Origin of the sequence: Desulfoscipio gibsoniae DSM 7213 (genome assembly GCF_000233715.2) — a bacterium.
Taxonomy (GTDB): Bacteria; Bacillota; Desulfotomaculia; order Desulfotomaculales; family Desulfallaceae; genus Sporotomaculum; species Sporotomaculum gibsoniae.
Genome location: NC_021184.1, coordinates 822,331 through 837,945, shown reverse-complemented (window position 1 = coordinate 837,945; position 15,615 = coordinate 822,331). Strand labels below are relative to the sequence as shown.

General features: G+C 40.4%; 15 protein-coding genes, 1 CRISPR repeat array and 1 riboswitch. Of the genes, 3 read left to right on the top strand and 12 right to left on the bottom strand.

Going from position 1 to position 15,615, the window contains the following annotated elements:
* Window positions 1-11: 11 nt before the first annotated feature.
* The 11 genes from DESGI_RS03875 to DESGI_RS03825 all read right to left on the bottom strand — a co-directional run bounded on the left by DESGI_RS03875 (window position 12) and on the right by DESGI_RS03825 (window position 13,203).
* Window positions 12-368, bottom strand: a complete 357-nt coding sequence (locus DESGI_RS03875; RefSeq protein ID WP_157872715.1) for a DUF2149 domain-containing protein — start codon at window positions 366-368, stop codon at window positions 12-14.
* Window positions 310-999 carry a MotA/TolQ/ExbB proton channel family protein gene (locus DESGI_RS03870; protein ID WP_006521019.1) on the bottom strand — a complete coding sequence of 230 codons (690 nt, stop codon included), beginning with the start codon at window positions 997-999 and terminating at the stop codon, window positions 310-312. Before DESGI_RS03870 ends, DESGI_RS03875 begins: the two co-directional genes overlap by 59 nt.
* Entirely contained in the window at window positions 996-1,739 is a 744-nt protein-coding gene (locus DESGI_RS03865; protein WP_006521018.1) for a DUF2162 domain-containing protein, read from the bottom strand. Before DESGI_RS03865 ends, DESGI_RS03870 begins: the two co-directional genes overlap by 4 nt.
* Window positions 1,740-2,197: 458 nt before the next feature.
* Window positions 2,198-2,444: riboswitch (cobalamin riboswitch) on the bottom strand.
* A 450-nt stretch (window positions 2,445-2,894) separates the two neighbouring features.
* A complete protein-coding gene (locus DESGI_RS03860; protein WP_006521017.1) occupies window positions 2,895-3,473 on the bottom strand; it encodes a hypothetical protein in 579 nt (192 codons plus the stop codon).
* An 80-nt stretch (window positions 3,474-3,553) separates the two neighbouring features.
* Window positions 3,554-4,980: direct repeats of the CRISPR family, unit length 30 nt; unit sequence GTTTCAATTCCTCATAGGTAGTCTAAAAAC.
* 179 nt (window positions 4,981-5,159) lie between these two features.
* Window positions 5,160-5,423, bottom strand: a complete 264-nt coding sequence (cas2, locus tag DESGI_RS03855) for a CRISPR-associated endonuclease Cas2 (protein ID WP_015617912.1) — start codon at window positions 5,421-5,423, stop codon at window positions 5,160-5,162.
* A gap of 28 nt (window positions 5,424-5,451) precedes the next feature.
* Complete coding sequence (cas1b, locus tag DESGI_RS03850; RefSeq protein WP_006521015.1) at window positions 5,452-6,444, bottom strand: type I-B CRISPR-associated endonuclease Cas1b; 993 nt, start codon at window positions 6,442-6,444, stop codon at window positions 5,452-5,454.
* Between the two features lie 71 nt (window positions 6,445-6,515).
* Window positions 6,516-7,022, bottom strand: coding sequence for a CRISPR-associated protein Cas4 (gene cas4 / locus DESGI_RS03845; protein WP_006521014.1), 507 nt, complete (start codon window positions 7,020-7,022; stop codon window positions 6,516-6,518).
* 225 nt (window positions 7,023-7,247) lie between these two features.
* Window positions 7,248-9,671 carry a CRISPR-associated helicase Cas3' gene (gene cas3, locus DESGI_RS03840; protein WP_281168112.1) on the bottom strand — a complete coding sequence of 808 codons (2,424 nt, stop codon included), beginning with the start codon at window positions 9,669-9,671 and terminating at the stop codon, window positions 7,248-7,250.
* Between the two features lie 77 nt (window positions 9,672-9,748).
* Complete coding sequence (gene cas5b, locus DESGI_RS03835) at window positions 9,749-10,477, bottom strand: type I-B CRISPR-associated protein Cas5b (RefSeq protein ID WP_006521012.1); 729 nt, start codon at window positions 10,475-10,477, stop codon at window positions 9,749-9,751.
* Window positions 10,478-10,487: 10 nt separating this feature from the next.
* Window positions 10,488-11,444, bottom strand: a complete 957-nt coding sequence (cas7b, locus tag DESGI_RS03830; protein WP_006521011.1) for a type I-B CRISPR-associated protein Cas7/Csh2 — start codon at window positions 11,442-11,444, stop codon at window positions 10,488-10,490.
* Complete coding sequence (locus DESGI_RS03825) at window positions 11,434-13,203, bottom strand: TIGR02556 family CRISPR-associated protein (protein WP_006521010.1); 1,770 nt, start codon at window positions 13,201-13,203, stop codon at window positions 11,434-11,436. Before DESGI_RS03825 ends, cas7b begins: the two co-directional genes overlap by 11 nt.
* 194 nt (window positions 13,204-13,397) lie before the next feature.
* Here DESGI_RS03825 and DESGI_RS03820 point away from each other — a divergent pair, with 194 nt between their 5' ends.
* Window positions 13,398-13,652, top strand: a complete 255-nt coding sequence (locus tag DESGI_RS03820; protein WP_006521009.1) for a hypothetical protein — start codon at window positions 13,398-13,400, stop codon at window positions 13,650-13,652.
* A 157-nt stretch (window positions 13,653-13,809) separates the two neighbouring features.
* Here DESGI_RS03820 and cas6 read toward each other — a convergent pair whose 3' ends face one another.
* The gene (gene cas6, locus DESGI_RS03815; protein ID WP_006521007.1) at window positions 13,810-14,574 is read right to left on the bottom strand and encodes a CRISPR-associated endoribonuclease Cas6; all 765 of its coding nucleotides are present in this window, start codon (window positions 14,572-14,574) and stop codon (window positions 13,810-13,812) included.
* Between the two features lie 276 nt (window positions 14,575-14,850).
* Here cas6 and DESGI_RS25570 point away from each other — a divergent pair, with 276 nt between their 5' ends.
* Complete coding sequence (locus tag DESGI_RS25570) at window positions 14,851-15,258, top strand: type II toxin-antitoxin system Phd/YefM family antitoxin (RefSeq protein ID WP_245561144.1); 408 nt, start codon at window positions 14,851-14,853, stop codon at window positions 15,256-15,258.
* Complete coding sequence (locus tag DESGI_RS03805; protein ID WP_006521005.1) at window positions 15,251-15,577, top strand: type II toxin-antitoxin system RelE/ParE family toxin; 327 nt, start codon at window positions 15,251-15,253, stop codon at window positions 15,575-15,577. Before DESGI_RS25570 ends, DESGI_RS03805 begins: the two co-directional genes overlap by 8 nt.
* The last annotated feature ends 38 nt before the right edge of the window (window positions 15,578-15,615 follow it).

Genomic DNA, 15,615 nt, shown 5'->3' with positions numbered 1-15,615 from the left:
TGCCACCTCCGTTATTCTTTGCCATCTTCAATCATAATTAACTTTCCGCTTTTCGGATCTCTATACACCGTGCCCATCTCCTGGTATCCGGCCCCCCCACCTTGTTGTATTTGGGGCACTTCCTCCAGCTCCTGGCCCCGCTCCACATTAATTACTTTTTGTATGCTTTGCATTAAGCGCTGTTTTTCCTCCGGCTTAACCTTGGCAAAGATAATATTTTGCAGGTTCCAGGAAAGCACCAGGGCTACCATCAAGCCGCAACTAAAAACCAGCATCACATCAATCAGGTTACCCAACCCGCCCAGGGGATCAACTTCTTCTTCGGACAGCCGGCCCCGCCTCATTTTCCTGGACAGCAAGTGTTTCACCTCCTACCACCAGTTCCAAGAGCAATTCCATGTTGCTCAGATCCTGCTCGTACCAGCGCCGCCGCACCTTGGAGATCAGGGCAGCTACGGCTCCGACGGCAATGCCCGCCACCGTGGTATCAAAGGCAATAATTACCGCCTCAGACAGCCCCCGCACATCACCTTGACCAAGAGCGGCCAGGCCCGGCCCCAGGGGAATAAGTGTACCCATAAGCCCTATTACCGGCCCCAGTTTGGCCAGCAAGTCTGTTTTGCCCAGCACCTTTTTGGCCCGGAATTCTTCCTGATCAAGAATATCCCGGGCAATTAGCTGCTTAACTTCAGTAGAAAGATTAACTTTTGCTAAAAGGGCGGTAAGCAGATTCTTTTGACGGGGTAACAATGAACAGCTATCAATGACCTGCTGCAGGTTTTTCATCTGCCAGGGTGCAATGTTACCCACATTGTGAAAGACTTCCATCATATTTACCGATTTGTTAGCTTTCCTCCTTTTGCCCTCTGCCACAAAGGTGCCCAACTCCGTGAAAGCAATTACCAAAAATAATAGCAGTCCTAAAACAACGGGGATTAACAAGCTCTGTGAAGTAGCATGTAAAATTTTAGTTAAATATTCTGAACCGGGAATGTTCACTGGTTATCACAATCCTTTACGTAACTAATTTGGTACAGGATATACCCCCAAAGCCCCAGGCCAGCCATCACAACCAGCACCAAAGCCACCAAATGAGGTGAGCTTATGGTCAAAGGGGCTAAGGGCATGGCCATAGATTGTACAAAATTAGGGACAGTCAGTGCAAAGGTGAGTGTTAGTATACCGATAAATAGTAACAAGGTGTTAAAGATGGTTGCAGGATTAAATTTAACTAATTGAACTATTTTCCTGATTGCTACGGAAGTAACCAGTACCAGGGCTAAAAAGAGAAGGGCTATAACCCGGCCAAGTTCGGACAAGGACATGCCTACCATGGGACTGATTAAGATTATTGAAAAGGACAGGGCAGCTAAACATAGCGGGCAGGGTAAAAAGCCAAGGATAAATTTCCAATGGCCAAGACTGAATCCGAGTTTTAGAGCTTTTTCAACCGGTTGCCTAAATGAAGAACACCCCTGCTCCGGTCCTTGTTGTAAGCCAAGGTAAATTAAAAGTACGGCCATCAGTAAAGAACCAACAAAGGTATAGCGATCCAAAAACATAACCAGCACTTGCTGGTGAGCGCTAAAAGCCAGCACCAAACCGTACAGGCTAATGCCGAAAATGCCCGAAATCATTATCAGCCACCACCGGTTCAGCCAGGATGTCCCCAAAATCAGCCCTGTTTTAATACCCAGGATTAAAGTAGCAACCAATAAACCGCCCTGTAACCATAACATATTTGTCACCTTCCTTCGCAAACCCTAGATTCATTAAACCCACGTAATGCGCATCAAAAAAATCCTCACAAACACCATCAGTTTAAAAATTAATGAATTACCCTGTTAAAGCCGTTAAACTATAAAAGTCCCCTATATAGCCGGGGACTATGAGTTATTTTTCGGCCCCCTAGCGAACCATAGTTCAATCACCCCCCAAATTTATCAGCGGTGTGTTTGAACAGGCCCGGTTTGCTGGTTTTAGGTTTACGGCCCCAAGTATTTTTTTTTGGGCTACCATGCCTTAACAGCAAATAAGTGAACCGAATTTCAGCTACCGTTTCTCGAACGGTAACACCTGTTACAATATTTAATTAAACACTAAAAAAACCTTAGCTCCCATAAGCTAAGGTTATCTATCCAGTAAGTTACTTTACCTGTTTAGTTAAGGCAACCACACTAACCCTCTCCGCGGGAGGTTATCGTGTTTTGTTCAGGCAGGTCTCCTGACTTGTGGCTCATAGCAAATCTCCCGCCTTCCCATCTGGCACCCAATGGTATATACAAAAATAGTGTGATTATTATGTAATCAGTAAACCATTGAGTGCCGGTACAGTGGCACTTTGGGAGCCGCTCCCCACTTACAGTGGCCGGACCGCCCGGGATTTACACCCGGTTCCCTTTTCACCCCGACATAGCCGGGGAACCTGAACTATTATTTAATTTACGGTATTTTAACATTTTTTTAAAAACATGTCCATTATGAATTATAATACCATGTACTTACTTAAAACTTGTTCAAGGGTCAACAGAAGTTCTTTTTTCTAACCCACATATCCTGGAACACTGGCTGTGACTTTAAAAGAATAAACCTTGATTAATCTATCCATTAGTATAAAGTAAAACTACGAATTAGAAAAAATTGAAAGGTGCATGCATGAGAAAGAAACTTATATTATGTCAAGCATATCACCAGTAATTAAATTGTCTGCTGCTCGCTCAAACATCATAGATGCTGCACTTAACAATCAAAACATAACAGTCATTTCATGGGTTAGGTGCGTAAAGTACCATATTATACACTCTATGGATAATGCGATTTTTCAATTATACTGGATTGTCAGTCGTTATATGTTAATAATATGTAACAACGGTTTTGGGATGTTACCTTATTTATTACTCAAACTTTTCTTGCCAAGATTTTTTCCACTGTTCAGAATCAATATGAGGGTTTAGTTCAGAAAAATGTTTGCCATCTACAGACCAGATCATTGTGTCTGCCAGTTTAATTTTCCCTTCCTTAACTGCTGGTATGGAATAACCGCCTATAGCTTTGTTATCTACCACAAAAACATATATTGCAGTTTTTCCTGTTGATTGGATATCATTGTTAAGACCACCTATCGGAATCCATTTATCTAAAGGGTGGTTCTGAACGGTGAACTTTTCAACAGTTATTTTCTTTTCAAGATATTTTTTGGGTTCAAAGCTCTGTACTGCCCACTCTTGTATGTACGGTTCTTGGGTAATCTTTTCTTTTGTCAGTACATATTCTTCGAATATACCATCGTATGAAACAATTTTGTAACCCTTATTCTCAATGTACTTTTTTGAAACTATTTGGCTGGTTGTCGTGTTAGAATTATTGGTTGTGTTCGAACAGCCTACCCCATAAAATAGAACCATTCCTAACAAGAAAATGGTTACATACCGTTTCACTTGTAGCACCCCCTGAATGTTTTTGACGATTCCCATTGTGTTTTTCCTCCATAACCTTAATTTTAATATAAAATATAAAACGTTTTATGAGCAACTATTTAAATGCATTACACAAAGTTTCAATTCCTCATAGGTAGTCTAAAAACCTGGCCGGGGCAACAATCGGAGTTATGAAGGAGCTGTTTCAATTCCTCATAGGTAGTCTAAAAACGCCTTCCACTTGCGGTACAGGTTATCAACCGAGAGCGGTTTCAATTCCTCATAGGTAGTCTAAAAACGGGTCCAAACTTTGTAAGTATGTTTGCACAGGGCATGTTTCAATTCCTCATAGGTAGTCTAAAAACAGAACACAAAGAGGTGAGCACCTAGTGGGTGATACGCGTTTCAATTCCTCATAGGTAGTCTAAAAACACGTGGAATGGGGTTTGGAAATGACCCGCACAATGAGTTTCAATTCCTCATAGGTAGTCTAAAAACGCGAGAAGTAAAATTTGATGATTGCAGAAGAATTAAGTTTCAATTCCTCATAGGTAGTCTAAAAACTGGCGCTAGGACAGAGGAGGTATACGACTTCTGCGCAAGTTTCAATTCCTCATAGGTAGTCTAAAAACCCCGCTGGCTAAAACATTGCCCCGGGTGCGAGATAGTTTCAATTCCTCATAGGTAGTCTAAAAACGTTGATCCCTGTGAATCTAATTCCACATATAGGACAGGTTTCAATTCCTCATAGGTAGTCTAAAAACCCGGATCAAAATTACGCCTGTTTCCATCTCCAAAAAGTTTCAATTCCTCATAGGTAGTCTAAAAACAACTACGCTTAATTCAAGATAGAGATAGAATTAAAAAGTTTCAATTCCTCATAGGTAGTCTAAAAACCGAGGTGGTCTGCTGTTGCAGTGAGACCGTCATAGCGCAGTTTCAATTCCTCATAGGTAGTCTAAAAACAGAAAAGGTCAACGCAAGGCGCGTGACGATTGTCCAGGTTTCAATTCCTCATAGGTAGTCTAAAAACGGCGGGAAGTTGTGCCTGATAAGGTATACCGGACCTAGTTTCAATTCCTCATAGGTAGTCTAAAAACGGGGGAGCTTGCCACAGTGCTGAATAGAATATTAGAGTTTCAATTCCTCATAGGTAGTCTAAAAACTTTCAGTAGTGTGGTTTCTCTGGACGATTGTTGCTTGGTTTCAATTCCTCATAGGTAGTCTAAAAACTGCTGAAGCCAGAATCTGTGTCCTTGCCAGATGTGTGTTTCAATTCCTCATAGGTAGTCTAAAAACTCGGCGGGACCGGTTTAGATGAATTGGCCTCGGCGGGTTTCAATTCCTCATAGGTAGTCTAAAAACTGCTAAAGCCAGAATCTGTGTCCTTGCCAGATGTGTGTTTCAATTCCTCATAGGTAGTCTAAAAACTCGGCGGGACCGGTTTAGATGAATTGGCCTCGGCGGGTTTCAATTCCTCATAGGTAGTCTAAAAACGATATTTCGGGCAAATGGAATCCCGCGCCCAACAACAGTTTCAATTCCTCATAGGTAGTCTAAAAACCCGTCGTGTTTCCACAAAAATAAGGCTTCTAAATTAAGAGCACATTGGGGGTTGTGGTGATAATATTCCCGGGAACCTTATACCACAAGTTTTTTTCAATTACAAAGTGTCGTCGATCCCCTAGCATTTATACGCTATCGGAGACCGACGACAAAGATTTTCCTACTTTATCCCTTGTTCTAGATTATATTTTCATCTCCTCCTTTTTTTAAACCCATAATCTCTCGGGAAGAGTATTTCGTTGTACGCAAAGAGTAAAATATGACCGAGTCTTCGTCTTTGTGAATAATTCGCTCCAACTCCATTTTTAACTTTTTTAGATTGGCGTCTGAAACCTCACCTTCCAGTACGGCATTCTGAACCCAGTTAAGGTACTGTCGGCATTTTTTCAATACTTTAGCCACTCTCTTTTGCCCAACATCATAAACCAGAATAACGAACAGTGTAATTTCACCAACCTTTAATTATATTCTACCACCTGGCTACAAAAGCCTGATATTCTTTTTCCCCCATCAAATGTTTTTCCATCTTGTACAATTCCAGCCGAATTAACCTGCGGTAAGAAACCGGACGCCCAATATCCCTGTGTTTAATGGTAGTTTTTAATTTTTCGTCCAGGTTTTCTACAAAGCATTTTCTGGCCTTTTCTTTCATCATGATCCCTTCTGTAACCCGGTCAAAACTTTCCTTAGTAATCATCTTCTTCCCGAGCAGGGAAAAGATTAACCTGTCCACTATTATCGGTTTAAATATTTCAGCTAAGTCAAGGTTCAGGGTAAAACGGCGAAAATTGGTGGAGTGCAAGTAACCGATGCGGGGATCCAGATGTGTCTTGTATATTTCACTGAGGCAAATAGTATACATTAGAGAATTCCCAAAACTAATCAGTGTGTTTAAATAATTTTTAGGTGGGCGCCTGGTGCGCTCTTGGAAGATAAAGTCCGGGTTGCCCACTATTTCATCAAAAGCATGATAATAATGGTCGCGGATATTCCCCTCCAAGGCCATCAGTGTTGATATATCCTTGCATTCATCTATGGGCGCAATTAAATTCTCAATCGCATTTAATTGACGCGCCACATCCTTTTCCCGGCCATGGTAGTATTTCAATACTTGGCGGATGTTCCTGGCCGCGCCACGCACAAACTCCTTTGCTATGATTAGACGCCTTTCCTCATCCAGGTAGTGCTCAGCTTGCCTTAATGTCATAAATCCGGAATTTAGATGTTCGCGCGGGTAAAATGAACCCATGTAATAGCCATGATAATTAAAAAAATGCAGCACAATCTCTTTTATAGATAAGAACTCCAACAGTTTCTTATTGACGGTTAGCTCTCCGAAAATCATAATTTCCCCGGTGTCTTCCACCGGGATGAAACGCCGACCTTCTTCTGTTTCAAAAAACAGGGTATTATCCTTGCGCGAGAGTTCGCCACTGGAAAAAACATATAGAGTTTTCTTCATTAATAACACTTCCCAATAGATTCAATTAACTGTTCCATATTAAAGCAATCCAAATGCCTGCGACTGTCCGCTCACGACCAGCAGAATTCTGCATAAGCGCACTTTCTGCAAAAACTTATCTTTTTAGGCTCCGGTGGGGCGGGAAGGTAAAGAATACGTAGGATTTCCCGGCATACCTTGTCCAACTCCCGTTCAGTTTGCTCGTTCAACATTACTTCTTCTTTGCGTTTTTCTTTGGGAAAACGCAGTTCTCCCCGGGCCTCTATACCACGTTGCTTTAACTCGCTTAAATAAAAAGCCAACTGCATGCGGGCACTACTTTTGAACTTGGAGCTTTTCTTGACCTCTCCGATAACCAAACCCTCATCCGTGACACGAAAAACATCCATTTTACTTTGGCCAACCGCCAGTTCTTTACGCTCACGTGGATATGTATAATCCTGAATAAACCGTCCCAGGGACACATTTGCATCATCCTGGTCGGCGGTAATCTGATGGCCAATTAGCCAGACTTCCCTGGGGCAGATATAGTAATACCACACCAGGGTGCCACTAACATTGATTTCCCTGGCATTCACAAAAAACCTACCTCCTATGATATTGTGTCATATAAAGATGACGTCTCCTAAACTCATAAAATGCTTATCACTTGCAACCACCTGGCAGTTAAGAGCATTATTGCCGTAATGTATATAATAGCGCCGGCCATGGGAAGGTCGTGTTTTATACTAAGCCCGGCAGCCGGCATATTTTAAACTCAATCCAGCCAGGTATTTACAAACAAAAACCTACTTGTTAAATGGCTAAAAAATATTTTCATAGTTAGAAGTATCAAAACCAAGGTTTTTATCATAATAACTTTTGAGCTGAAACTTACTAACATAGCAAAAATTGTTAAACTCAGGGGGCAAAAACATCCCTTCGTTAACAGTAACAGAGATTACATATTGATAAAAATCCTTTTTAATTGTTTCAAACCTTTCCTGCCGTTGATAAAAATCTTCACAGTGCTGAACGATATCTTCATATTCCAACCATACTTCTTCCGCCTCCCGATCCAATTCTACAAAAATATTAACCCGATTACCTCGCTGTTTAATTAGTCTAAAATCGTTCACCCCTGCATCTGGATTATCCCCTGAATTAAATCTTAGATTTTGCAAAGCCTCCAACAAATGAAAGGACTCACTGGCCCTACCCAAATCCTTGGCATGTTGGAAATATAAATCTATTAAATCTAAAAGCTCACTTTCAGAAATCATACCTTTGTCCTTTAATATCCTTTTGGTTATATCAAGGGAGGTATTGTTGTATATCAAACCGGCATATGATCTTTTTTTGTTTTCCCGAACAAGGTAAATTATATTTACAACCCCGCGACGTTCACCCAGGCCATTTCGGTTACAGCGTCCGGCAGCCTGGTTTATTGAATCCATAGGGGCAAAGTCCCTATAAACCACGTCGAAATCTATATCCACACCCGCCTCCACCAACTGGGTACTGACGGCAAAACGGTATTTCTTATCCTTAATATCTTTTATTCTAAGGCTTCTATCCTTCATCACCACACCTGTGGATAGAAACGCCACCGGCTCATCCACCATTTTCACTAAGAGTTGGTAAAACTCTTTAGCCGATGCAATGGTATTAAATATAAATAAAAAGCTTTTTCTTTCCTGCCCCTGTAATTCGTCTTTAATTGAATCTGCAAATTCGCTCACGGTCCTGGGGAATAAATCCACTTTCATTGCAATTCTATCCATGTTCCCAAAATATTGCTCAGCATTAACAAGTTCGAAGGGGTTCATATCACCCGTAAATATCTTGGGCTGAGTTGCGGTAACCAATATAATATCCACATTCATGTTGTTGATCATGTACTCCAAAACATGCTGTGCCAATTGCCAGTAAGAAACCGGCAAAGCCTGAATTTCATCAAGAACTATAATGGAATGGGCCAGATTATGAAAACGTCTCAAACAACTATTTCTCCATCCAATTAAGGTCTCAAACAACTGGACGAAAGTAGTAACAACCACTTCCGAAGCCCATCCTTCAATTAGCAGCTTTGAAGCGTTGGGTGAATATGTTATTTCATCTTCACCCTTTCCCATTGTATAAACGGGATCAGCTAAATGGTGATGTTTTATAAGAATATTGTGCCCGGTCAATCCTTGTAATTCCATGATATCGGATAAAACATTGTAATTCTGATCAATAACGCTTAAAAATGGTAAAGCATAAATAATTCTAGGGGGAATGCCCCTATTCTTAAGCCTTTTATCCCTTAACCTGAAGGCAAAATTATATGCGGCCAATGTTTTCCCCATACCCGTGGGCAGGGTGATCTTAAACAAATTACCCTGATCCGCCAAGGATAAATTATCGGATATTTCTTCATAGGCCATATTTCTAAAATCGTTAAGTCCGGTACTGTCCCATTGATTATGCTTCTTATATTCATCTACCAAATTCAAGGATATCTCAACGTTATTCCTGTGGTATTCCCTTATCCCCACCTGGCTTTTGTCGGCATCCAATAAAAGGGAATAAATATATAAGAATTTGAAATAATTATCAAGACTATACTCAGCCTGAGGCTCATTTTTGTCTCCAAGAAAAGACTGATTTTTATCTTCATTTAACAACCACCATAAACTAATTTGATTTAGCTCCTCTTGCATATCCTTGATCCAAATTTCTAGTTTTTCACAGGTAAAGGGTAATATCTTGGATAAGCCGGGGGGCAACTGTATAACGAGAGGTTTCCAAGTTTCTTCCAGCATTGAAAAGTCAATGGATCTAACCTGTTTTAAAAGTAAGTCTTGATCCTGGTCACTAAAAGTAAGGAATTCATCTTCAATACTGTGCAAATTACCATGATGCCTTTTAATAGCCACGTAAACAAACAAGCTTAATTTTTGTGCATCCCGGTAACCCTCAAAATAATATTTGGCCAATCTATAACCAACTACGGCGGACAGAAGTGAATGTCTGGCCAGGGGGCCACTTTTCTGTTTATACGGATTCTCAATGTATTTTTGAAAATATGGCGTAGCTTTTCCAAAATCATGAGCAAAAGATAAAATCTTTAAAATATCATTTAAAACACCGGCGTCCCAGAATTTTACTTCACGACCGGCACTGAGCATTTGTGTCCATCTGCTGACTCCAAGTAGATGAGCACTTAAATCTTGGTCAGGGTGGCTTAAAAGTGTGGTAGACAGCTCAAAACCTCCCTATCTTATGAGATTTATTGATAGATAAAAGATACCCCCGGTCTGTAAAGCCGGGGGCAAATCTATTACAGCAAATTAATATTTAAACCATGGCTTTCCCAGAATCCATTTATTTTCAGTTTGATATGGTTTCCCATGGTTTCCGTCAACATCTCACTGTACTGGGTAACCTCTCTGTTTGAATCCATTTTAATTGGCATATTCTCTTTCAGGTATCTTTCACCCGGAGAAATGTCAATACCACCCTGCAAAACGTCGTTCATTGGTACTGCCGTAACAATATCAATAAACTTACCATCATTTTCCCGCCAATTAAAATCCTGCATGTCAACAAAGGAAAAATCAGCCAACAGCTCGCTTAACCCAAGGCTAATCGTATAAACGCATTTATGTCTGCTAACATTGTACTCCAATTGATTTAACAATTCTTCATTATCCATGGAAACATAAATACGATAAGCCACATCCTTTAGAAATTCATATTTTATTTGTGTTCTGGCACCTTCATTTCTGTGTCTGGGCACCCAGTAATCGTTCTTGGTGTTAATTAAATTCATGCCCATGCGAAATTTCTTAACCGGCTTCATTAACTGTATGCCTACTTTGGTCCCGGCTTCGTTCAATGTTTTTAGATATAGGTTATCTTGATTAGATAATCCGAGTATGGCGCCGAGTACCCCCATCAGCGTAACCGGAGGTATTATGGAAAAAGTTAAAGGGGATGTTGTTGTATAATATTTCCTAAAGTGAGCATAGTCCCCGTATAGATCGAAGATGAGCACCTTCTTTTTCATTAGCATCACCCTAGTAAATTAATTCCCGGACGTTCAAACCATGTTCAGATAACATTTCTTTTAATTTTTGTTTAGGCCTTACACGCTTGTCCATGGCATATTCAACATAATCAATTTTGTCCTTGTTCTCAGCAAGAATCCCAATTAATTTTCCGAAATCTAAAAACCCTTCTTCGATATCCCTTATTTCTTCATCATTCAAATCGGATTGAAAAGCCACTAATTTATCCAGCTCCCCGATATGATAAAATTTTTCTTTATAGGCCACCCTGATTAACAATCTGGGCTGCTGGCCCGCCTTGGATCGGGAAATGAGATTTTTGGTTCCGTTCCAGAGAGCGTCCATTAAGTTATTTACATCATCATCGGTTAGCCCCGTGTGCTCAGCGGCACAATCGTTAACAACACCATAAAAACATATTAGGGAATACGGCAGCAAATACTCTTCCCTAAAAGTTTTTTTCGTTCTTTCACTACCGGATGCAAATGCTCCGGTCCCTTTGATAAACTGCAATTTAACTCTGTGTAAAGATTGTCCCATTTTAAATTGCACCGGTCCAGTAAGGGTAACGGAACTCTTTTCTTTGCTGCTCTTCTCGATGGGAATGGTAGCACCGAACAACCGTACATCAATGCAACTTGTTAAAATATTTTGCCTGATTACTTGCCGCATCTCTTTAAGACTTAACTTGGACTTATCCTTTTTATCCGCTAGAAAATCCTCCGCCCTCATTTTGGCATCCTGTAAGTGATCATCATCATCAGTAATATCCCTGATAAAAATTTCCTCACCTTTCAAGTTATGAAAGTAATCTCGAACGGTTCTTTTTAACCGCACATCAGTTACAATATTCCTGCCGGTTTCTTCGTCTATTCTGGGCTTATTGGCATCAAGGGGATCCCCGTTGGGATTAGAAAATGTACAGTCATAGATAAATAAAACCTCCGAACGATTGCTAATCGACATCGACATCAACCTCCTCCTCTTCTTCCTTCACTTCTTCCTGACCGTACAGAACTACATTGATTTCCTTGTATAAGTTCATCCCACACACAAAATAGTAGTTCAGTTCATCAACTGATAAACGCCAGTTCGCAGATGATTCCAAAAAATATTGTGATATTACTTCAGCCAATTGGGCTTTTTTATGGTCTAATCTTTTGTACTCAAGAAGTTTGTTTGTTACCTTGGGCAGTAGTCCTTTAATACTTCTTTCGTCCATTTTCAATCCCATTAACTGTGACAAAAATGGTTGTGAGTGTCTGGTCGTGTATTGAATATTTAACAGCATCTTAGTCAGGGAGCCCAATAAAAAGATACCCCTTTTTTCCCGGTTGTCCAATTGTGCTTCATATTTTTTAAAAACAGGATCAAAGATTGTCTCCGCCATAATTACCTCCTTTGGTGTAAGCATACTCAAATCAACAAAAAACATAACGGTTTGAATAGCATTACCAACTTTAAAGAGAGCACCCTCCTGGTTGTTAAAATCACGCCTGATTTCCCGCATAAAATGTGTTGCCAAAAAAGGTATAGATATCGGTAAGCCTTTAAAAGTCTTATCAATTATCTCAAGAAAATATTTATCCAAATCGTTATCACGCTTACCTTCGTCAGATTTAGCAAAAAAATTGCGGACTTTTCCCAGGTGAAAAGGGTCATCCACAAATACAGAATCCACTTTACCCTTGGCCGCAAACAGTGCCCGGAGACGTGAAGGCAGCACATCCTCCACCAATAAAAGAATCCTCTCGGCATTGTTACTTTTCTTACTGAAAAGAAAATTATACATTAAGTTATCCTGTTCTTGAGCCAGTATATGTAGTATGCTGTCTTCTGTTTTGACCAATTTCTGACCGGTTTCAGTTTTTATTTTGATATTTTTGTCCATCCGGTTACCGGTTATTATTTTTAATATTATCTCTGAAGGTTTACCGAAGAGGAATTTGGGGATAAGGGCATAAGACAACCCATAAAATGAAAATTTTAAATTCCGTTCTGTAATTCTTTTACCCTCATCAAGCGCCCTTGAACATTCCTGACATACCGGGTAATTACGCCAACTTTTCTCCTCAATGAAATGCCCACTAATCATCCCGGGTTTGTCAATAGTATAAAACTTATACGCGGGAGCACCGGCTGATACCTTGATTTTTCTTTTGCCACAGAGGGAGCATAGCTTATCCGGGGCAGATATACTATCCTCCTTTGCAGACACCAATTGCGTAAAAGCTTTTCTAAAAATAACAAGCTCCGATAGGTATTTGCCACCAATTTTTAACGTTAGTCCGCAGTTCTTGCCAATGTCTTGTAATTTTTCCATGATTTCGGATTCAATTTTTGCTCGGTTTTTTTCAAGAGATTTTTTAATTATTTTAAGATATCCTTGCTCTTCTTTGGAAAACATCAGTTTCTGTTTACTTACCGAATTAAACCACCCAATTATTTTAATGGGCAATGTTTTTTTAATATCAGTAATTATAGCTGTAGGGGAATAATTTGAACCCCTTGAACTACCCTGGCGGTAAATATATCTTCCAGCACCCCCCGCATTCATATCTTCCACACTGACACAAATAAATTCACAGGGTTCATATTCTTCCAGTTCAATTACCAGCATATAAGGATAGTTATCTGCGTTTATAACTTCGGTCAAAGCAGATAGACTATCTTTACCTGATTTATTTAGGGCAAACGTGCCAAGTTCCCGAACCGCTGTAATCACTTTTTCACCTCCCAATAATTCATATTAATTTGCTTTTGATGATATTAACATATATTATTTGCATACATTATAGTTTTGGATTAAAATAATGTCAAGATAAACGTTATATTTTTACCTGCTTAGGAATTGAAACATTTGTTTTTGTTGATAGTCTACCTATAAGGATTAATGAAACTACAAAGGAGGTTATAATCTTGCTCCAAAGTAACAAACAGATTATCAGCCGTAATAACCAGTGGAAAATATATAACGTCTGGCAATCCTCGATCCGCAATCCGGTAGAAATTGATCCATTAAAAACATTCCAATGGTATTGTGATGCATGGGCAATGGCCAGTACCCAAAATTCCGATTGGTTACGGAAAAAAGTAGTTAAGGAAAAAGTTTGGCGGTTGCAAAAAATGCGTCAAGCATTTGCCCTTTTAGGAGAAGTTTATGAACGTCCTTGAACATAGCCTTCGACAGGTAAACACTTTTTTGAAACGTGAACGCATACCTTATATGACTATTGGCGGCATAGCCAATATGATCTGGGGTACTTTTTAGACGAAGCTAAAAAAGCCGGGGACATTGATTAGTAGATGATCGTTTATCTTGCGACACACTTTAAGGTTTAGTTTTCCCGGCTTTTAACCTCTCGATCTTCCCCACACACCCATACCCCTGGCTTCCTTTGCCTCCCAGGCCGGCGTCCAGGGCCATCTGCAGCAGTTCTCGCGGCCCGCTCAGCTTCAATCGACAGGTGTAGCCCTTTACAACGGTGCCCTTATACGTAGTTACGTGTAGGCGGGGCCTGTCCAGAGGTTGTACCTTTATCTCCCCCTCCGGAGGCCGGAGGCCATGGAAGGCCTCGTACTTTTTAGCCAGGTTGGTCGTGATAAGCCTATCGAACTCCCTTTCCCCCGGCTGGTAGTAGCAGGTATATTTTCCTCCTTCGGGTCGCAATAGAGTGCTGTAAACCACCACCGGTGAAAGAGTGCGCACGGTCAAAACCTCAGCCTCCGCCTTTTGCTCATCAAAACGCACTTCTTCTACATAAAATAAAGATTGTCCCAGGCGGACGGTGCTTTTAGTCAGCAGATTATTGATCAGCGCAAGTAAAAACCCCGTATCCGGTGAAGAAATTACCAGAGATACCCCTTCCGGAAAGGTAATGGTCCCTGCGGTTCGGTCTAAGGAAAATCTCCCCAGCAACCGGGAAAAGGCAAACATTTTAAAGTTGCGCTTGCCACTTTTAAAACCATCGTCATGGAGACGAACAGCCATGTCCTCCGGCAGCGCGGCATAAACAGCCGACTGTATAAGATAATTGTAGTGAATTGGTATGGCTGGCGAGGACGGGTCCATCCTTAACTTAATGTACGCGTACAAAACGAGCCTCCTGTATACTATATTTTATGTATTTCTATATTAACAAATAATAAAGACAACTATTTGTCACTGCTAAATAATAGGTCGGAAATTATATTAAAATCATCTAAAGCACTTATATCAAGTACCCAGACAAAACAAAAACACCAGGTCAGTTATGTTTGCACCTGGTGATAATATTATTCATTTCTACATTTTCATATATTTTCCTTCCACATTTTATGATCTCATTCGAAAAACTATTACTTTTTTCTATGACACCGCGGGCTACAATGTATGGAAATAAAAGCCCTTATGCTATATCAGTATTACAAACGCTTCCGGATAACACAGTTGAATTTAATTAACAAGTGCTATAATATTGACATAATAATGGCTAAAGAGGTGAATTTCATGAGCCGGCAAGAATTTATTATTACTAACATCAAGCCTTCAACTGCAATCCGTCATGATTATAATTCTTTTTCTAAGTTATGCCACGAAACCCAAGCTCCAGTTGTCGTAACCAAGAACGGCGAAGCTGATTTGGTGGTAATGAGCCATGAAGCTTTTCAAAAGATGATGGCTCGACAGCGGTTGGGGCGAATGTTGTCTGAGGTTGACCGTCAAATAGCTGCAGGGACACCTATGCGGGATTTTGAGGAAACCTTTACAGCAATAAAAAAGAGGATAGACAGTGAGTAAAAAAATTGTACTATCTGAAATGGCTTATTACGATATTGATAGCATTTTCACTTATATCTCCCAAGATAATAAACAGGCAGCAGAAAAATTACGAGTACGTATATATAAAGGTATAAAGAAGCTGAAGGATTTTCCTGAAATGGGGCCGGTTATCCCTGAAGAAGACGCACCTGGCGCACAATATGGGTACAGGCGTATTGTAGTAACTCCGTACAGTATATTTTATAGAGTATTAGAGGATAGTATTGTAATTGCCAGGGTACTGCATGGGAGACAAAACTGGCTGCATTTTATATTTCCCATCGATGACAAAGAATAAATGTTAAAACGTGGGGCGGGGCAGGGCCCGGAACCGAG

Coding starts and splice junctions, on each gene's coding strand:
- DESGI_RS03865 (WP_006521018.1), bottom strand. CDS start 1,739: ATGTTATGGTTACAGGGCGGTTTATTGGTTGCTACTTTAATCCTGGGT.
- DESGI_RS03860 (WP_006521017.1), bottom strand. CDS start 3,473: ATGGGAATCGTCAAAAACATTCAGGGGGTGCTACAAGTGAAACGGTAT.
- cas1b (WP_006521015.1), bottom strand. CDS start 6,444: ATGAAGAAAACTCTATATGTTTTTTCCAGTGGCGAACTCTCGCGCAAG.
- cas5b (WP_006521012.1), bottom strand. CDS start 10,477: ATGAAAAAGAAGGTGCTCATCTTCGATCTATACGGGGACTATGCTCAC.
- cas7b (WP_006521011.1), bottom strand. CDS start 11,444: ATGTCGATTAGCAATCGTTCGGAGGTTTTATTTATCTATGACTGTACA.
- DESGI_RS25570 (WP_245561144.1), top strand. CDS start 14,851: ATGGAAATAAAAGCCCTTATGCTATATCAGTATTACAAACGCTTCCGG.